Source organism: Streptomyces sp. NPDC029044, assembly GCF_040637495.1.
GTDB lineage: Bacteria > Actinomycetota > Actinomycetes > Streptomycetales > Streptomycetaceae > Streptomyces.
In genome coordinates this window covers 97,910-113,771 of record NZ_JBEZWN010000018.1, presented here as the reverse complement: position 1 = coordinate 113,771, position 15,862 = coordinate 97,910, and the positions used below count along the sequence as shown (strand labels likewise).

The window sequence follows — 15,862 nt, the reverse complement described above, 5'->3', positions numbered from 1 at the left end:
GCGGGCGCCGCGGGGGGATGTCAACAGCTTTGTCAGGACGTACCAACAAAGGGAGGCCGCCCGTACGCACCGGCAAGGCGGTGCGCACGGGCGGCCTCGGGCGGACGGCCGGGCCGTCCTGCCCGGCTGCTCAGGTCTCGGTGCTGATGTTGACCATCCACGGGACGCCGAAGCGGTCCGTGCACATGCCGAACACGTCGCCCCACATCTGCTTCTCCAGCGGCACGGACACCGAGCCGCCCTCGGACAGCTTCTCCCAGTAGCCGCGCAGCTCGGCGTCGTCGTCACCGCTGAGGCTCACGGAGTAGGAGCCGCCCTGCTCGGACTCCATGCCCGGCGGGTTGTCGGCGCCCATCAGGGTGAAGCCGCCGGTGGTCTCCAGCATGCCGTGCATGATCTTGTCGGCGTTCGGGGCGTCCGCCTGCCCGAACTCTCCGTAGCTGTTGAGGTTGAGGGTGCCGCCGAAGACCTCCTTGTAGAACTCCATCGCCTGCCGGGCGTCGCCGTTGAAGGTGAGGTACGGGTTGAGGCGCGAGGCCATGAGAACCTCCCAGAAGGGGGCAAAAGTCATTTTCGCGCAGCGTATCGCCAGGCACCGACAACGGCTCGTCGGGCGGCCCGCGTCCCCGGCGGCGCCGGCGCTCGCCACCGCCGGAGCCGTGGCCAACTGCACTGTTAACGTGGCCCCTTGAGCAGAGGGGGAGACGACGGCTCATGTCATCGACGTTCCGCATCGGCGGGGACCTGGACGTACGCAGGCTCGGTTTCGGAGCCATGCACTTGCCCACCGACCTCGGCCCCGGCCGGGAGAACGCCCTCGCGGTGGCCCGGCGGGCCGTGGAGCTGGGCGTGACCCTGATCGACACGGCACATCTGTACGGCGGCGGTGCCAATGAGGAGCTCCTGGCCGAAGCCCTGCACCCCTACCCGGAGGGCCTGCTGATCACCACCAAGGTCGGTGTCGCGCGCACCGGCCCCGGCGGCGACTGGAAACTCGACGGTCGGCCGGAGATCCTGCGCGACCAGGTCAGGCAGGCCCTGCGCCGGCTGCGGACCGAGCGCATCGAACTGCTCCAGCTGCACCGCATCGACCCCGACACGCCGCTCGCCGACCAGCTCGGCACCCTGCGGGAGCTCCAGACCGACGGCCTGGTCGGCCGGGTCGGGCTGTCGGAGGTCACCGTCGAGGAGCTGGAGCGGGCCAGGGAACTCGTCGACGTGGTGAGCGTGCAGAACCGCTACAACCTGCTCGACCGGGAGCACGAGCCGGTGCTCGACGCGTGTGCGGCGGCCGGTATCGCGTTCCTGCCGTGGCGGCCCGTGGCCTGGGGGACGACGGGAGCCGAGGGCGAGATCGCCGCCGTGGCTGCCGAGCTCGGGGCCACGCCCACGCAGGTCTCACTCGCCTGGCTCCTCGACCGTGCACCGGTCGTCCTGCCCATCCCGGGCACGGCCCGGATCGAGCACCTGGAGGAGAACCTCGCAGCGGCCGGCCTGGAGCTGACGTCAGCCCAGCGGACCCGCCTCGATCGGCTCGCCGGGGCGGCACAGGCCGCGACAGACCGAGGAGCCGGGGCGTGACCTCACGGGCGCCCTGGAACGACCGGCTCGGCAGGGGCGTGAGTGGTACCCCTCAACGGCGCTTGCCCGTGAGGAGGCCACTTAGGAGAGGGGGGTGCCCCCCTAGCGCGATCCCCCGAACCTCGGCACGACTGCTTGCGGCTTGCTCACTTGCATTCCGTTCAGCTTGCCATCCGTCTGCGGAATCCGGCATGGAGCGCCCTGGGTTGCGCCTGAGCAGAACGATGCTCAGCAACGCGGCAAGAGCGCCCATGCCGGCGAACAGCGCAATGATCGTTCCCATGCTCACCCCTCAGCTCCGAGCTGACACCGGGGCAGGGCGGCAGGCGGGCCCCACTCGTCGCCTGATGATCGCATCAGCCGGGAAGGGCGGGGGTCAAGGCGGTCTTGCGTCATGTGGGCACCGGCGGTCGGCCGAAAGCCGTCTCTGAGCCGCTCGCGGTCGAACAGGGCCGGAGCCGGACTCGTGCCGTCGGTGCGGACAGCCCCTAGTTGTTCCAGTCGTACGGGCCGCCGCCCTGCCACTCGATCAGCTCGGTGTCGTCGACGGCCGTGTCCGTGGTGGGCAGGCCCTCGCGGTGCAGCAGGTCCAGTACGTCGAAGAGGCTGTAGGCGACGCCCATGCGCTCGCCGTGGATGGTCACCAGCCGTCCGCCGTCCGTCGCGGGCGGCTGCACGACCACAGGGGGTTGACCGTCCATAGCCCCACCATGCTCCCGAAACGGCCGGTTCGCAGCTCGGTGGCGTCCAGAAGCGGTACGGACCCGTTCTCCCCGTGCGGGGCGCCGGTCGCGCTGTGCCCCGGTGACAAGGCGCGATCCGGAAGCTGAGTTCTCATCAGCACTCCCTGAGAGCGCCTCCACCCGCGCCCTAGCGTCCGTGGCATGGACATGAATCGTACGCACAGAGGGAAGTGGCGCGGTGCCGCGCTGGCCCTGCTGCTGAGCGCCGGAACGCTCACGGCCGCCACCCCGGGCGCTCACGCCGACGGGGCGCGCACCGAGACGCCGGTGAGGTCGACGTCGCCGGTGACCGGAGTGACGGAGTCGATGGTGCGGGTGAAGGTGCCGCTGCCGGAGTCGTCGGGGCCCCGCCCGGCCGCCTGCGACTGGCTGTCGTACCTGCGCTACCGCTCCGCCGCCGGGCCTGCCGCGTCGGCCGACGCCGACCGGATCCTCATCGCCCAGCCCGGGATCCTGGAAGGCGCCGGGGCGTTCGACAGCGTCGCCCGCAACACCGTCGCACGGGCCGCCGAGCAGGGACGGCACATCGAGTTCTGGGCGCTGGACCGGCGCTCCAACTGCCTGGAGGACCGCACCGGCATCGCCTCCGGCGACCAGCACACCGCGGTCGACTACTACTACCGCGGCAAACAGGTCGGCGGCCGGACCTTCGCGGGTTTCACCGGCAACGCGCAACTGGGCTGGATGGCGAGGCTCGGGATCGAGCAGACCGTACGCGACCAGTACGACCTGCTGACCGCCGAGTTGCCCTCCCCGGCGCAGCGCAAGCAGAAGGTGCTGTGCGGCGGGCACTCGCTGGGCGGTGTGATCACCGGGTACTTCGCCGCGGCCGACTTCGACGGCAACCGCGCCACCACGGCGGACGCCGGCTACAACCAGTGCGCCGGCTACTTCGCCCTCGACACGACCGTCTCCACCTCCCTGGCGGACCTCAGCGGCAGCATCCCGGGAGACACCAACCTGCCCGACATCGGCCTGGGCCACGGCGTCGTGCAGGCCGGGCTGGACAGCGGGGTGCTGCCGCGCACCCTGTCCGCGCCGGTGCTGCTCAACCCCGAGACCATGACCCTGCTCGGCATCGCCGGACTCGGTGTCCTCGACGACCCGGAGGGCGAGGCCGACCTGCCCCGCTACCTGCCCTCCAACCTCAACACCGAGGCCACCAACCGTTTCCTGTTCGCCAAGGACACCGCCGCCTTCCTCAGCGGCAAGCCCTCGGTGAAGGACTTCCGGCTCACCAACGGGGCCGTGCTCGGGGCCCTGCTGGACGACAACTCCGTACCGCTGGCGTTCCTGCAGACCAGCGTGGGCTTCTTCGACGGCGGTCCGGTCGCCGACAAGAGCTTCCCCGTCGCCAACGGCGGTGACCAGCAGGCCGGGCCCTACGGCACCGCCTACAAGGCCATCCCGGACCGGCCGCAGGGCCCGCTCTACACCTGGCGCACCTACGACCGTGTCGGCGACCCGGACGACCCCGGCCACCGCTCCGCCGACGGCACCCCGTTCACCGGCGCCGGCGAAGAGGTCACCGACCTACGGCAGTTGGCCCGCAGCCTGGCCGAGCAGCCGCTGGACTTCACCGAGCAGTACTTCCCGACCAAACTGGTCACGGACCTTCAGCTGGCCACATCCCCGCAGGTGAAGAGGCTCGTCGTGCACCCCGAGGGGCTCAAGGCCAACCCGGTGCTCACCGTGCTCGCCGGTGAGGGCCTGCTCACCGGCCGGGTCCCGGCAGAGCTGCATCCCGTGGTCGCCGACGGCTACCAGCACCTCGACGTCCTGACCGCCGCGCCGGTGCAGAACAACGGCCGGCCGGAGCCCGTCTCCACCGGCCTCGCCGACTTCGCACGATCACCGAGCCGGCCCTGACCGGGCACACGCCCGGGGCCCGGGAGGATCTCCTCCCGGGCCCCTTCGCGTGACGTCGGCTCAGAGCCTGCCTGCGGCGAACGTGGCCGCCTCCTCGGCGTCGTCCCGGTAGCTCAGATGCGCCCCGACGTCGCCGCCGCCGTTCTCGCAGACGGGGTCGCCCTGGGCGCACAGGTCGAGCGTGCGGCTCTGGTACGTGCCGGTGACGCTCTTACCGAGCGCCCGGATCGGGTTGCCGAACAGCAGCACCGCGGCGACCTTCGGCTCCACCGCCGCCGGCAGCGTGGCCACGATGGGGCTGCCGACCACCGCACCGGCGCTGCTGATGCCGATCGAATTGTCGACGACGTTCGCGCCCTGCGAATAGCCGACGAGAACGAACTTCTGCCCGGGACAGGCGGCGGCCTGGCTCTTCACATGGTTCACCAGATCCAGATTTCCCTGTGCCGCGGACGTGGGGGAGAGGTCGGCGGGGTAGTTCACCTTGTAGCTGGACAGGCTTTTGCCCGCCGCCTTTTTCTGGAGCGCCGAATACACCGGGTCGCCGACGATGAAGCCGAGCGTGCCCGGCTCGAAGGTGCCACGGGCCGCGACGACCTCGACGTCAGAGCAGGCCGCGGCCACGGCCGGGGGAGCCGCGAGGGTGGTGAGTCCGGCCCCGCCGGCCAGCGAGAACGCCGCGAGACACATACGGATACGCATGGGGATCCTCCGCGTGAAAGGCGCGTGCAGCGCCTGCGAAAAAGGACGCCCCGAACGTATGGGCTTTTCCCCGCCCGCTGTTATGGACAGGATTATGGAAACCCCGCCGGTTTTTGTCGCCGATTGAGTACGCCGCCCGGGCCCGGGGAGTCAGTTCTGCCGCGCGTGCAGGGATTCCGCACGCAACGCGAGAATGAGGTCGAGGCGGGTCTCCGGGTCGTGCAGGGAGTCACCGAAGAGCTTCTCCAGCTGGCGCAGCCGGTAGCGGACCGTCTGCGGGTGGATGTGCAGCCGTACGGCGACGTCCGGCACGTTGCTGCCACTGAGCAGCCAGGCCAGCAGGGTCTCGGCGAGCCGGTCGCGCTGCCCCGCCGAGACCGTGTCGAGAGGCGCGAGGACCCGCGCCCGGAGGCGCTCCAGCAGCGGCTCGTCACCGTGCAGCAGCAGCGTCGACTGATGCTCGGAGCAGCGCACCACGCCCTGGCGGGGGAGCACCCCACGGCCCATCAGCCCCAGCGCCCGGGTGGCCAGGCGCAGCGAATGGGCGGCCTCGGTGACCGCGACCGCGGGGCCGATCGCGGCGGGCCGGCCGCGCAGCGCGAGCGTGAACGCCCGGCCGCCGATGCCGCCCGGACCCTCCGGGTCGGGCACCAGCATGCGCGGCGGCCGGGACCCCATGTCCACCAGCGCGCCCGCCGCCGCCAGCGGCCGGTCCTCCTCCCGCCGGTCCGGCGCCGCCGCGAGCGCCACGACGGCGACCGTCCGCGGCACCGGCCAGCGCGCACTGTGTGCCAGGTCCTGCACGGCCTCCAGCGCCACCGGCCCGTCCTCCAGCAGGAGGTCGAGCAGCCGCTTGCGGCGCCGTTCCAGCTCGTCGGAGCTGCGCAGCTGGGCCTCCGCGTAGCCGGAGGCGGCGGCTTGGGCGACCTCGTGCACGGTCCGGAACGCCAGCTCCCCCAGCGCGGCCACGAGCGTGGAGTCCAGCCCGAGTTCCTCCGCCGTGCGGCCCATCTGCCGCCAGGCGCACATCCCGCCGACGCGCAGCGCGGACTGGAGGGCGTCCAGACTGCGTCCCTCCAGGGCCTCACCCCGCCCGAGTTCGTAGTACGTCGCGGCGATCGCGCCCCCGTCGTCGCGCGGATCGGCGATGTGGTCGACGAACAGGGTCAGCGCCTGCACCACCCCGGACCTCAGGTTCTGGAGGTACACGCCGTCGGCGGGCCGGGCGTACTCGGGGACCTGGCGGCGCACCTCCTCCTCCACCTCGTCGGCGACGGCCGCCAGGTCGGCGCGCAGCACCTTCGCCAGCTCAGGGGGGAACTGCGGCGCGGCGGGACGGTCCGGCACGCCGTGCGGGGTGGGCACAGCCATCACGGACACTCCTTTCGACCGGAAGCGGCTCACCCGCGGGCTGTCGCCCGTGGGGCGAGTGGGGAGTCCTGTGTGGGACGGACGACCCCTCCGCTCCGTTCCGTGCCCCGACGGCACCCCCGTCACTCTGGCACACCCAGCGCACGGGCGAGGACAGGCCACGAGGCCGTGAACTCCGGCTTCCAGTGCGCCCAGTCGTGCCCGCCGCCCCCGTAGAGGTGGGTGGTGGCCGAGACCCCCATCAGGGCCAGCGTGCGGGCGAAGCCCTGGGCCGAGGGCCACAGGGCGCTCTCCAGGATCCCGGGCAGCGGATCGCCGCCACCACCCACCCCGCTGCCCTGCGACACGTACAGGGCGGTGCCGCGCAACCCGGCGGCGCGGGCGCGAGGGTTGAAGTCCCGCCAGGTCAGGAGGTTGAACAGCGGATTGCCCCACAGGGACGCGGCCGGCAGGTTCTCGCGAGCCACGATCGCGTCCATGATGGCGGGAACCCCGGGGGCCGTGGTGTCGAGGATGCCGCTGTAGGAGGCCGCCGCGGTGAACGCCCCGGGGTGGCGGGCCGCGTGCGCCATCGCCCCGTAGCCGCCGGTGGAGACGCCGGCGACCGCCCGTACGCCGGAGGCCCGGTAGTCCCGGGCGAGCAGTGCCGGCACCTCCTTCACCTGGAACGTCTCGTAGTCGGGGCCGCCGCGCCAGACGCTCGGGATGCCGGTGGGACCCGCGTCCGGCATCGCCACGATCAGGTCGCGGCCGGCCGTGAACGCCTCGATGTCCGTCTCGCGGGTCCAGGACGTGTAGTCGTCGTGGGCGCCGTGCAGCAGGTACAGCACGGGGTACTTCTTCTCCGGGCGCGCTTCGAAGTCCGACGGCAGGATCAGCCGGACCGGCGCGCTGCGGCCGAGCGCGGCGGAGACCACGGACACGTCCCGGGTACGCGGCCCGACCCGGGTGGCCGCCCGGGCAGGCGCCGTGGCCGCGGCCCCGAACAGGGCGGCGAGACCGGCGGCGGCCGTGGCTCTGGCGACGGTACGCCGGGACACTCCGGCGGCGGGCTTCTGCGGCAGGTCGGGCATGACGGCTCCTCGGGTTCCATGTCAGGAGGACGGCTCGGCGAGCGTCCGGATCAGGTGGGTGGCGATCTCGTCGACGTGCGGCGGATCGAGCAGCGACAGATGGTGACCGGACACCGGCACCACCTCCAGGCGCGGGCACACCTCGTCCCAGCCCAGGGCCGCGTCGTCCCGCTCGTACGCCGGGTCGCGCACGGTGTGCGGCGCGGGTTCGGTGGCCCGGTAGAGAAGGACCGGCCCGTCGTGGCCGCCGGGGCGGTGCGACTCGCCGATGCCCATGTCCAGGTAGGAGGCGCGCTGGTGCTCCAGGGCCGCGGACGGCACGCCGGCGGCCTCGCGCAGGGCCCGCAGCACGGCGTCGATGCGGGCCGCGTCGTCGTCGATGGCCACGAGTTCGTCGTAGGGCAGCTCCAGGCGCACGCCGTAGGTGTCGGTGACATGGCGGGCAAAGCCCTCGAAGTGCGCCCGGATCCGGTCCGCGCGGGTCAGCCCCGGGCGGGGGAGGGGCCGTACGGAGTCGATGAGCACGACCAGCCGCACTTCCCGTCCGGCGGCGGCCAGTTGCCGCGCGGTCTCCTGGGCCACGAAGCCGCCGAAGGACCAACCCCCCAGCAGGCAGGGGCCGTCGGGGCGGACGGCGTTGATCGCCTCGGTGTAGCGCCGTGCCTTCTCGGGCACGGTCCGGGCCTCGTCGATCCGCTCCAGCCCGTACACCGGCTGGTCCTCGCCGAGGAGTTCGGTGAGCGTCCGGTAGACGCTGACCGGACCGCCGGCGGCGTGAACGAGGAACAGCGGCGGCCGCGAGCCGGTGGCGCGCAGCGGACGCACGGGGGTGTCGTCGCGGGGCAGGGCCCGCTCGATGCGGGCTGCCGCCTCCTCCACGGTGACGGCGGCGAACAGCTCGCGCAGGGACAGTTCGACGCCGAACTCACGCTCCACCGCCGTGCGGACGCGGACGGCCATCAGCGAGTCCAGCCCGAGGTCGGCCCATGCGGTGTCCGGGGCGATACGGGCGGGGGAGTGGCCGGTGACGGACGCGGTGTGGTGGGTCAGACGGGCCAGCACCGAGGTGGGTTCCGGCACTACGGCAGGAGGTTCCTCCGGCGGTGGCGCGGTGTGAGCGGCCCGGCCGTCCGTCCACCAGTGCCGTACGTGCCGCCACCGGGGCAGCGGCAGGTCGATGACCCGCCCCGGCGGCAGGGGAAGCCGCTGTCCCGCCGCGTACAGGGCGCCCAGCTGCCCGGCGAACGCCTCCGACCCGTCGGCGTCCCGGCGCAGCGTGGCCAGGGCGAGCGCGCCGGGCACGGTGTCGGCGACGGCCCCGGTCAGCACCGGGTGGGGGGAGATCTCCACGAAGGCCGTGCGGCCCTCGGCCGCGGCCGACGCGAGGGCCCGGTCCAGCCGTACCGGCCGCCGCAGGTTGGCCGCCCAGTGCGCGGCGTCGAAGAGGCAGTCCCCGCGCGGGTCGTCGAGGACCGTGGAGTGGACCGGAACCCGGGGCCGGCGTGCCCGGATCCCGGACAGCGCCTCCACCAGCTCCGGCAGCAGCCCGTCCACCTGCGGCGAGTGCCCGGCGCCGACCACCCGCATGGCCCGCGCCGCCCGGCCCCGCCCCTCCAGCCGGCGCACGAGACCGGCCACCGCCGTCTCCTCACCGGTGACGACCTTCTGCCGGGGAGAGGAGTGCACGGCGACATGCACCTCCGGGAAGTCCCGTGCCAGCGCGTCGAGTTCGTCGTCGTTCAGGTCCACCACGGCCATCGCGCCGCCGCGCAGGCCACTCAGCAGCCGGGCCCGTACGGCGATGACACGTGCCCCGTCCGCCACGTCCAGCGCGCCCGCGCACACGGCCGCCGCCACCTCGCCCATGGAGTGGCCGATCACGGCGGCGGGCTCGACACCGTAGGAGCGCCACAGTTCGGCGAGCGCCAGCTGAAGTCCGAACAGGACCGGCTGGGCCACCTCCAGACGGTCGAGACCCTCACCCGAGGCCAGCCGGTCGTACAGGGACAGGCCGCACTCCGGGGCGAGCTGCGGGTCGAGTTTCTCGACGGCGGCGGCGAACGCGGGTTCTTCGGCCAGCAGCCGGCGCCCCATGCCGGGCCACTGGCTGCCGTAGCCGGAGAACACCCATACCGTGCCGCGCCCCACCCGGTCGCGCACAGCCGTCGTCACCCGGGCGTCCGGACGCCCGGCCGCCAACTCATCAAGGGTGTGCACCAGTTCGGCCCGGTCTCGGGCGACCACCGCGGCGCGCACGGGGCCCCGGCCCGTGCGGCCGGCCAGGGTCCGGGCCACGTCGGCGGGGTGTGCGGGACTGTTGCGCAACCGGTCGGCGAGCCTGCCTGCCGTGTCCCGGAGGCGCTCGGTGTCGAGGTCGGAGAGCAGGTGCACGCGGGCGGCCGGTTCCTCGGCCGGTCGCGCCGGAACCAGGCCGGGCGGTGCCTCCTCCAGCACCACATGGGCGTTGGTGCCGCCGAAGCCGAACCCGGAGACGCCCGCGACCGCCGTGCCGCCGTAACGCGGCCAGGGTTCCGGCTCGGTCACCACCCGCAGCCGGGGGTCGGTGAGCGAGCTGCCCCGCTCGCAGTGCAGGGACGGCGGGATGCTGTCGTGGTGCAGGGCCAGCACGGTCTTCACCAGCCCCGCGATGCCCGCCGCCGCCTCCAGATGACCGAGGTTGCCCTTGGCGGACCCCAGCAGCAGCGGCTGGTCGGGGTCCCGGCCCGCGCCCAGCACCGCGCCGAGGGCGCCCGCCTCGATCGGGTCGCCCAGCGGCGTTCCGGTGCCGTGCGCCTCCACGTAGTCGACATGCTCCGCGGGAAGTCCGGCCTGCGCGTACGCCCGCTCCAGCAGTGCCTGCTGGGCGGCCGGGTTCGGTGCCATGAGACCGTTCGAGCGGCCGTCGGAGTTGACGGCCGTGGCGCGGACGACGGCCAGCACCCGGTCGCCGTCCCGCTCGGCGTCGGACAGCCGCTTCAGGATCACGGCCGCGCAGCCCTCGCCGCGGCCGATGCCGTCGGCCGCCGCCGAGAACGGCTTGCACCTGCCGTCCGGTGCGAGGGCACCCGCCCGCCGGAACGCGACCGTGACGGCCGGCGACAGCAGCAGGTTGACCCCGGCCGCGATCGCCGTGTCGCTCTCGCCCGTGCGCAGACTGACACAGGCCTGGTGCACCGCGACCAGCGAGGAGGAGCAGGCCGTGTCGACGGCCAGGCTCGGCCCCCGCGTGTCCAGGACATAGGCGAGCCGTCCCGCGGCGACACCGAGCGCGCCCCCGGCCGGCGCCCAGGGGTCGACGGCAGCCGGGTCGGCGCCCGTCACCTGCCCGTACTCCGGCGCCGAGATGCCGACGAACACGCCGGTGGCCGTGCCCGCCAGGGACCCGGCCGGCACGGCGGCGTGGTCGAGCGCCTCCCGGACGACCTCCAGCAGGATCCGCTGCTGGGGATCCATCACCGCGGCCTCGCGCGGGGTGATGCGGAAGAAGTCCGCGTCGAACCCGGCGATGTCGTCGAGATAGCCGCCGTACCGGTGGGCATCGGCGGGCGGGAACGCCGTGAAGTCGCGCCAGCGGTCCTCCGGAACCTGCCGGACGGCGTCGGTACCCTCGCTGAGCAACTGCCAGTAGCCGTCCGGGCCGTGCGCCCCGCCGGGCAGACGGCAGCCGACCCCGACGACCGCGACCGGCTCGGCCGTCCCGCCCGGCACCGGGGCACGCGGCACCTCGGCCGCCTCGGTCCCCGGGGCCGCGTCGGCGCACAGCCGCGTCACCAGCGCCTCTCCGGTGGGTGCCTCCCACAGCAGTGTCGTCGGCAGCTCCCGGCCCGTGGCGCGGGACAGCTCACCGGCCAGGGCGACGGCGTCCCGCGAGGCCATGCCGAGGTCCGCCAGCGGCCGGTCCATCGGCACGTCGTCCGGGGACGTGCCGTTCCATGCGGCCACCCGCTCGGCGAACAGCCGGCGCAGCGCGGCCTCGTCGACGCGCCTCATCCCGCGGCACCAGCCCGTGCCTGCTCCCCGTAGGCGCCCTCCAGATACCGGGCGCGGGTCAGCGCCCGCGACACCTTGCCGCTGGAGGTGCGCGGCACCGTGCCCGGTGGCACCAGGACGACATCGGCCAGCCGCAGCCCGTGCCGGGCCGAGACGGCACCGCGCACGGCGCGCACCACGGCCGCCACGTCCAGCTCGGCGAGGAGCGCGGTGCGCGCATGCTCCGCCACGACGACCGCACACTCGCCGCCGGCGCCACCCGGCGCGGCGAAGGCGGCGAGCCGGTCCCGGCGGACCGCGTCGTGCGCCTCCTGGGCCGTCGCCTCGACGTCCTGCGGGTAGTGGTTGCGCCCGTCCACGATGATCAGGTCCTTCAGCCGTCCCGTGACGACCAGTTGCCCTTCCAGCACCGTCCCCAGATCACCCGTCCGCAGCCAGCGGCCCGGTCCGGCAGCGGGGTCCGCGAACTCCGCGCCGAAGGCCTCCCGCGCGTCCCGGTTCCAGTAGCCGCGGCCCACGTTCGGCCCCTGCACCCAGATCTCCCCGACCTCGCCCTCCGACAGCAGGGCCCGTGACACCGGGTCGGCGATCCGGACCCGCTGGCCCGCCGGGGTGCCGCACCCCGCCAGCAGCACCGCCCGGGGATCGTCGGGCCGGGCCGGCAGGGCCTTGCCGGCCGCCAGGGCGTCACGGTCGAGCGCGAACCTGCTGAGCGGTTCACCCGGCCGGGCCGCGCACACGAACACCGTGGCCTCCGCCAGCCCGTACGAGGGGCAGTGCGACCCGGGCGCCAGACCCTGATCCGCGAACGCCGCGTGGAAACGGTCGGCCGTGCCCGGGCGGACCGGCTCACTGCCGTTGATCAGCGCGGTCACCTTGTCCAGCCGCAGATCCTCCTTCTGCTCCGGGGTGACGGTCGCGACGCAGTAGTCGTAGGCGAAGTTGGGCGCGGCGCTCACGGCGTCGGGATGCGCGGCGAGCAGCCGCAGCCAGCGCACCGGCTCGTGCAGGAACGCCGCCGGGTCCATCAGCACCGACAGCGCCCCGCGTGCCACCGGCGCCGCGACACTGAGCACCAGCCCCATGTCGTGGTACAGCGGCAGCCAGCCCACACTGGTCATCGGGCGGGTGTCGAGGCCGTAGGCGGACAGTGCCTGGCGGGCGTTGGCGACGACATTGCCGTGGCTGATCTCCACACCCGCCGGGGCGCGGGTCGAACCGGACGTGTACTGGAGGTAGGCAGTCGCCCCGGCGTCCGGGGCGGCCTGCTCCCGGCCCCGGCCCTCCTCGTCGGGCACCTCGTCCGCGACGACGATCCGCGGCCCGCCGGCCCCGAGGAAGTTACGCACCTCGTCCCGCGTCCGGCTCGTGGTCACCACCACCGCCGGGCGCGCGTCGGCCAGGACGCCCGCGAGCCGGTCGGCGTGCCCGGGCAGGCCCGGGGTGTACAGGGGCACGGCGACCAGCCCGGCGGCCAGGGCCGCGAGGAAGGCCGTCACGTACTCCGTGCCCTGGGGGCACAGCAGCGCGACCCGGTCCCCGGGGTCCGTCTCGTCCGTGAGGCGTGCGGCGAGCGCCCGCACCCGCACGTCCAGACGGCGCCAGGTCAGGGTGCGGTGGACGCCGCGCGAGTGCTGTGCCGGGTGCTCGACGAAGGTGAACGCCCGGCGGTCGGGGGTGGTCCCGGCCCAGTGCCGCACGTACTCCGGCAGTGTGGGGCACGCGGGCGCGAGCGGGGGGCGGCGGCTGTCCATCAGGCGGGGCTCCTCACGGCGCGGATCGGCCTACGGGTCGCGAAAGAAGGGGTGGGGTGGCTAGAGGGGGATGTTGCCGTGCCGGCGTTCCGGCATCGGGGCACGTTTGCCGCGCAGCGCGCGCAGGGCGCGGCAGACCTGCTCCCGCGTCTCGCGCGGCGCGATGACGGCGTCGACATAGCCGCGCTCGGCGGCGAGGTACGGGGTGCCGTGGGTGCGTTCGTACGCGGCGAGGAGCCGGGCACGCAGCCCCTCCGGGTCGTCGGACGCGGCGAGTTCGCGCCGGTGCAGGACGCCCACGGCCCCCTCGGCGCCCATCACGGCGATCCGGGCGGTGGGCCAGGCGAGGTTGACGTCGGCACCGAGGTGCTTGGAGCCCATCACCGCGTATCCGCCGCCGTACGCCTTGCGCACCACGACCGTGACCTTGGGGACGGTGGCCTCGGCGTAGGCGTACAGCAGTTTCGCGCCCCGCCGGATGATCCCGGCCTGCTCCTGCCGCACCCCGGACAGATATCCGGGCACGTCGGCGAAGGTCAGCAGCGGGATGCCGAACGCGTCGCAGAACCGCACGAACCGCGCGGCCTTCTCGGACGCGTCGATGTCGAGGACCCCGGCGGCGTGCAGCGGCTGGTTGGCGACGACGCCCACCGAGCGGCCCTCGATCCGGGCCAGCGCGCAGATGATGTTCGGCGCGAACAGCTCCTGCACCGGCAGCAGTTCACCGTCGTCGACGACCGCGTGCAGGATGTCCCGCATGTCGTAGGCCGCGCCGAGCCGGTCCGGGACGACCGCGTCGAGCCCTGCCCCGGACGGAGCGCTCCCGGGGGCGTACTCCGGCGGCCGTTCCAGGTTGTTGGCCGGCAGGTACGACAGCAGGTCCCGCACGGTGTCCAGGGCGTCCTCCTCGTCGACGGCCAGGAAGTGGGCGTTGCCGTTGACGGTGTTGCTGGTGCGGGCGCCGCCCAGCTCCTCGGCGGTGGTGCGCTCGCCCGTGACCGTCTCGATGACGTCGGGACCGGTGACGAACATGTGCGAGGCGCCGTCCACCATCACCGTGAAGTCGGTGATCGCCGGCGAGTACGCCGCGCCGCCCGCGCACGGGCCCAGGACCACCGAGATCTGCGGGATCACCCCGGATGCCTTGACGTTGCGCCGGACCAGCTCGGCGTAGAGGGCCAGCGCGGCGACACCCTCCTGGATCCGGGCCCCGCCGGAGTCGTTCAGGCCGATCACCGGGCAGCCCGTCTTCAGGGCCAGCTCCATCAGGGCGACGGTCTTCTCACCGAAGGCCTCGCCCATGCTGCCGCCGAACACCGTGGAGTCCTGCGCGAACACGCACACCGGGCGGCCGTCGACCGTGCCGTACCCGGTGACCACCCCGTCGCCGCAGGGACGGCGGGCGTCGTGTCCGGTGGGCCGGGCCCGGACGAACAGGCCGGTCTCGGTGAAGGAGTCCTTGTCCAGGAGCCGGTCGATCCGCTCCCGGGCCGAGAACTCCCCGCGTCTGCGCGGCCCGCCCGGGGCCACCGCCCGCTCCCGGCGCTGCTCAAGGCCGGCGACGCGCTCCGCGGTGCCTCCGGGCGGGGGCGTGGCCGTCTCCCCCGGACCGGATGTCGTCACCTCTGTGCTCACAACCACCTCCGAAGTGGCTCTCGAATATGGCAGCGAGGCGGGGGAGTGCCCTACGGATCGACGTTCTGTGTGGGGGAGGTGAGTCCTCGGGCGCCGGCTTTCATCCGGGTGTGACAAGGGAGCTTCGAGGGCCGGGGCGCGATTCAGCTGCCCGGGTGCTGAATGCGTTCTCCTTCTTCTATTGGACCCCCGGCCGCGCGGCGTCCAGGCTGGAATGCACCATCGCCCGACAGCCGGAAGAGGTCACGAACCCATGCACAACCGCCGCATCGGTGACGTCGAGGTCAGCGCGATCGGCCTGGGCGCGATGCCCATGTCCATCGAGGGACGACCGGACGAGGAACGCTCCCTCGCCACCATCCACGCCGCACTCGACGCCGGTGTGACCCTGATCGACACCGCGGACGCCTACCACCGCGACGCCGACGAGGTCGGTCACAACGAAACCCTGATCGCCAAGGCCCTCGCCTCCCACGACCGCGGCGGTGACGTCCTGGTCGCCACCAAGGGCGGCCACCAGCGCCCCGGCGACGGCAGCTGGACGCTCGACGGCAGCCCCCGCCACCTCAGGGCGGCCTGCGAGGAGTCCCTGCGCCGGCTCGGCGTCGAGGCCATCGGCCTCTACCAGTTCCACCGCCCCGACCCGCGCGTCCCCTACGCCGAGTCCGTCGGCGCGGTCCGGGACCTGCTCGACGAGGGCAAGATCCGCATGGCCGGCATCTCGAACGCGAACCCGGAGCAGATCCGGCAGGCCCAGGAGATCCTCGGCGGGCGGCTGGTCTCCGTGCAGAACCAGTTCTCCCCGGCCTTCCGCTCCAGCGAGCCGGAACTGCGCCTGTGCGACGAACTCGGCATCGCGTTCCTGCCCTGGAGCCCCCTCGGCGGGATCTCGAAGGCGGGTGAACTCGGCTCGGGCCACGCCCCCTTCGCCCGGATCGCCGCGGCGCGCGGGGTGAGCCCGCAGCGCGTGTGCCTGGCCTGGATGCTCGCCAAGTCGCCGGTGGTCGTCCCCATCCCGGGCGCGAGCCGGCCCGAGACGATCCGCGACTCGCTCGCCGCCACCGACCTGACCCTGACCGCCGAGGAGCTGGCGGAGCTGGACGCCGCCTGACCAGCCCCTCAGACCCGGGGACGGCCGCACGCC

Annotated in this window: 11 protein-coding genes; 3 read left to right on the top strand and 8 right to left on the bottom strand. The window is 73.6% G+C overall.

Annotated elements, in window-relative coordinates; genetic code table 11:
- Window positions 1-130: 130 nt before the first annotated feature.
- Window positions 131-541 carry a VOC family protein gene (locus AB0E85_RS17550; RefSeq protein WP_355837885.1) on the bottom strand — a complete coding sequence of 137 codons (411 nt, stop codon included), beginning with the start codon at window positions 539-541 and terminating at the stop codon, window positions 131-133.
- Between the two features lie 173 nt (window positions 542-714).
- On the opposite strand from AB0E85_RS17550, the gene AB0E85_RS17545 reads away from it, so the two are divergent.
- Window positions 715-1,581 carry an aldo/keto reductase gene (locus AB0E85_RS17545; protein WP_361927585.1) on the top strand — a complete coding sequence of 289 codons (867 nt, stop codon included), beginning with the start codon at window positions 715-717 and terminating at the stop codon, window positions 1,579-1,581.
- Window positions 1,582-2,069: 488 nt separating this feature from the next.
- Here AB0E85_RS17545 and AB0E85_RS17540 read toward each other — a convergent pair whose 3' ends face one another.
- Window positions 2,070-2,282: a hypothetical protein gene (locus tag AB0E85_RS17540; protein WP_033312487.1), complete on the bottom strand. Its 213-nt coding sequence runs from the start codon at window positions 2,280-2,282 to the stop codon at window positions 2,070-2,072.
- Window positions 2,283-2,465: 183 nt separating this feature from the next.
- Between AB0E85_RS17540 and AB0E85_RS17535 the strand changes: the two genes are divergently transcribed.
- Window positions 2,466-4,193: a hypothetical protein gene (locus tag AB0E85_RS17535; RefSeq protein WP_361927583.1), complete on the top strand. Its 1,728-nt coding sequence runs from the start codon at window positions 2,466-2,468 to the stop codon at window positions 4,191-4,193.
- Between the two features lie 60 nt (window positions 4,194-4,253).
- Here AB0E85_RS17535 and AB0E85_RS17530 read toward each other — a convergent pair whose 3' ends face one another.
- From AB0E85_RS17530 to AB0E85_RS17505, 6 genes are all read right to left on the bottom strand, one after another.
- Entirely contained in the window at window positions 4,254-4,895 is a 642-nt protein-coding gene (locus AB0E85_RS17530) for a cutinase family protein (RefSeq protein WP_361927581.1), read from the bottom strand.
- A gap of 150 nt (window positions 4,896-5,045) precedes the next feature.
- Window positions 5,046-6,266 (bottom strand): helix-turn-helix domain-containing protein, encoded by a 1,221-nt coding sequence (locus tag AB0E85_RS17525; protein ID WP_361927578.1) that lies wholly within the window; start codon window positions 6,264-6,266, stop codon window positions 5,046-5,048.
- 122 nt (window positions 6,267-6,388) lie between these two features.
- Entirely contained in the window at window positions 6,389-7,339 is a 951-nt protein-coding gene (locus AB0E85_RS17520) for an alpha/beta hydrolase-fold protein (protein ID WP_361927575.1), read from the bottom strand.
- Window positions 7,340-7,360: 21 nt separating this feature from the next.
- Window positions 7,361-11,329, bottom strand: a complete 3,969-nt coding sequence (locus AB0E85_RS17515; RefSeq protein ID WP_361927572.1) for a type I polyketide synthase — start codon at window positions 11,327-11,329, stop codon at window positions 7,361-7,363.
- Window positions 11,326-13,083 carry a fatty acyl-AMP ligase gene (locus AB0E85_RS17510; protein WP_361927569.1) on the bottom strand — a complete coding sequence of 586 codons (1,758 nt, stop codon included), beginning with the start codon at window positions 13,081-13,083 and terminating at the stop codon, window positions 11,326-11,328. The genes AB0E85_RS17515 and AB0E85_RS17510 overlap by 4 nt, the downstream gene beginning before the upstream one ends.
- Window positions 13,084-13,143: 60 nt before the next feature.
- Window positions 13,144-14,706 carry an acyl-CoA carboxylase subunit beta gene (locus AB0E85_RS17505; protein ID WP_361927566.1) on the bottom strand — a complete coding sequence of 521 codons (1,563 nt, stop codon included), beginning with the start codon at window positions 14,704-14,706 and terminating at the stop codon, window positions 13,144-13,146.
- 265 nt (window positions 14,707-14,971) lie between these two features.
- On the opposite strand from AB0E85_RS17505, the gene AB0E85_RS17500 reads away from it, so the two are divergent.
- The gene (locus tag AB0E85_RS17500; protein ID WP_361927564.1) at window positions 14,972-15,829 is read left to right on the top strand and encodes an aldo/keto reductase; all 858 of its coding nucleotides are present in this window, start codon (window positions 14,972-14,974) and stop codon (window positions 15,827-15,829) included.
- Window positions 15,830-15,862: the final 33 nt, after the last annotated feature.

Bases quoted from the DNA above. Each gene is read 5' to 3' on its own strand.
- AB0E85_RS17500 (WP_361927564.1), top strand. From the start codon at position 14,972: ATGCACAACCGCCGCATCGGTGACGTCGAGGTCAGCGCGATCGGCCTG.
- AB0E85_RS17510 (WP_361927569.1), bottom strand. From the start codon at position 13,083: ATGGACAGCCGCCGCCCCCCGCTCGCGCCCGCGTGCCCCACACTGCCG.
- AB0E85_RS17525 (WP_361927578.1), bottom strand. From the start codon at position 6,266: ATGGCTGTGCCCACCCCGCACGGCGTGCCGGACCGTCCCGCCGCGCCG.
- AB0E85_RS17550 (WP_355837885.1), bottom strand. From the start codon at position 541: ATGGCCTCGCGCCTCAACCCGTACCTCACCTTCAACGGCGACGCCCGG.
- AB0E85_RS17540 (WP_033312487.1), bottom strand. From the start codon at position 2,282: ATGGACGGTCAACCCCCTGTGGTCGTGCAGCCGCCCGCGACGGACGGC.
- AB0E85_RS17520 (WP_361927575.1), bottom strand. From the start codon at position 7,339: ATGCCCGACCTGCCGCAGAAGCCCGCCGCCGGAGTGTCCCGGCGTACC.
- AB0E85_RS17515 (WP_361927572.1), bottom strand. From the start codon at position 11,329: ATGAGGCGCGTCGACGAGGCCGCGCTGCGCCGGCTGTTCGCCGAGCGG.
- AB0E85_RS17545 (WP_361927585.1), top strand. From the start codon at position 715: ATGTCATCGACGTTCCGCATCGGCGGGGACCTGGACGTACGCAGGCTC.
- AB0E85_RS17530 (WP_361927581.1), bottom strand. From the start codon at position 4,895: ATGCGTATCCGTATGTGTCTCGCGGCGTTCTCGCTGGCCGGCGGGGCC.
- AB0E85_RS17535 (WP_361927583.1), top strand. From the start codon at position 2,466: ATGGACATGAATCGTACGCACAGAGGGAAGTGGCGCGGTGCCGCGCTG.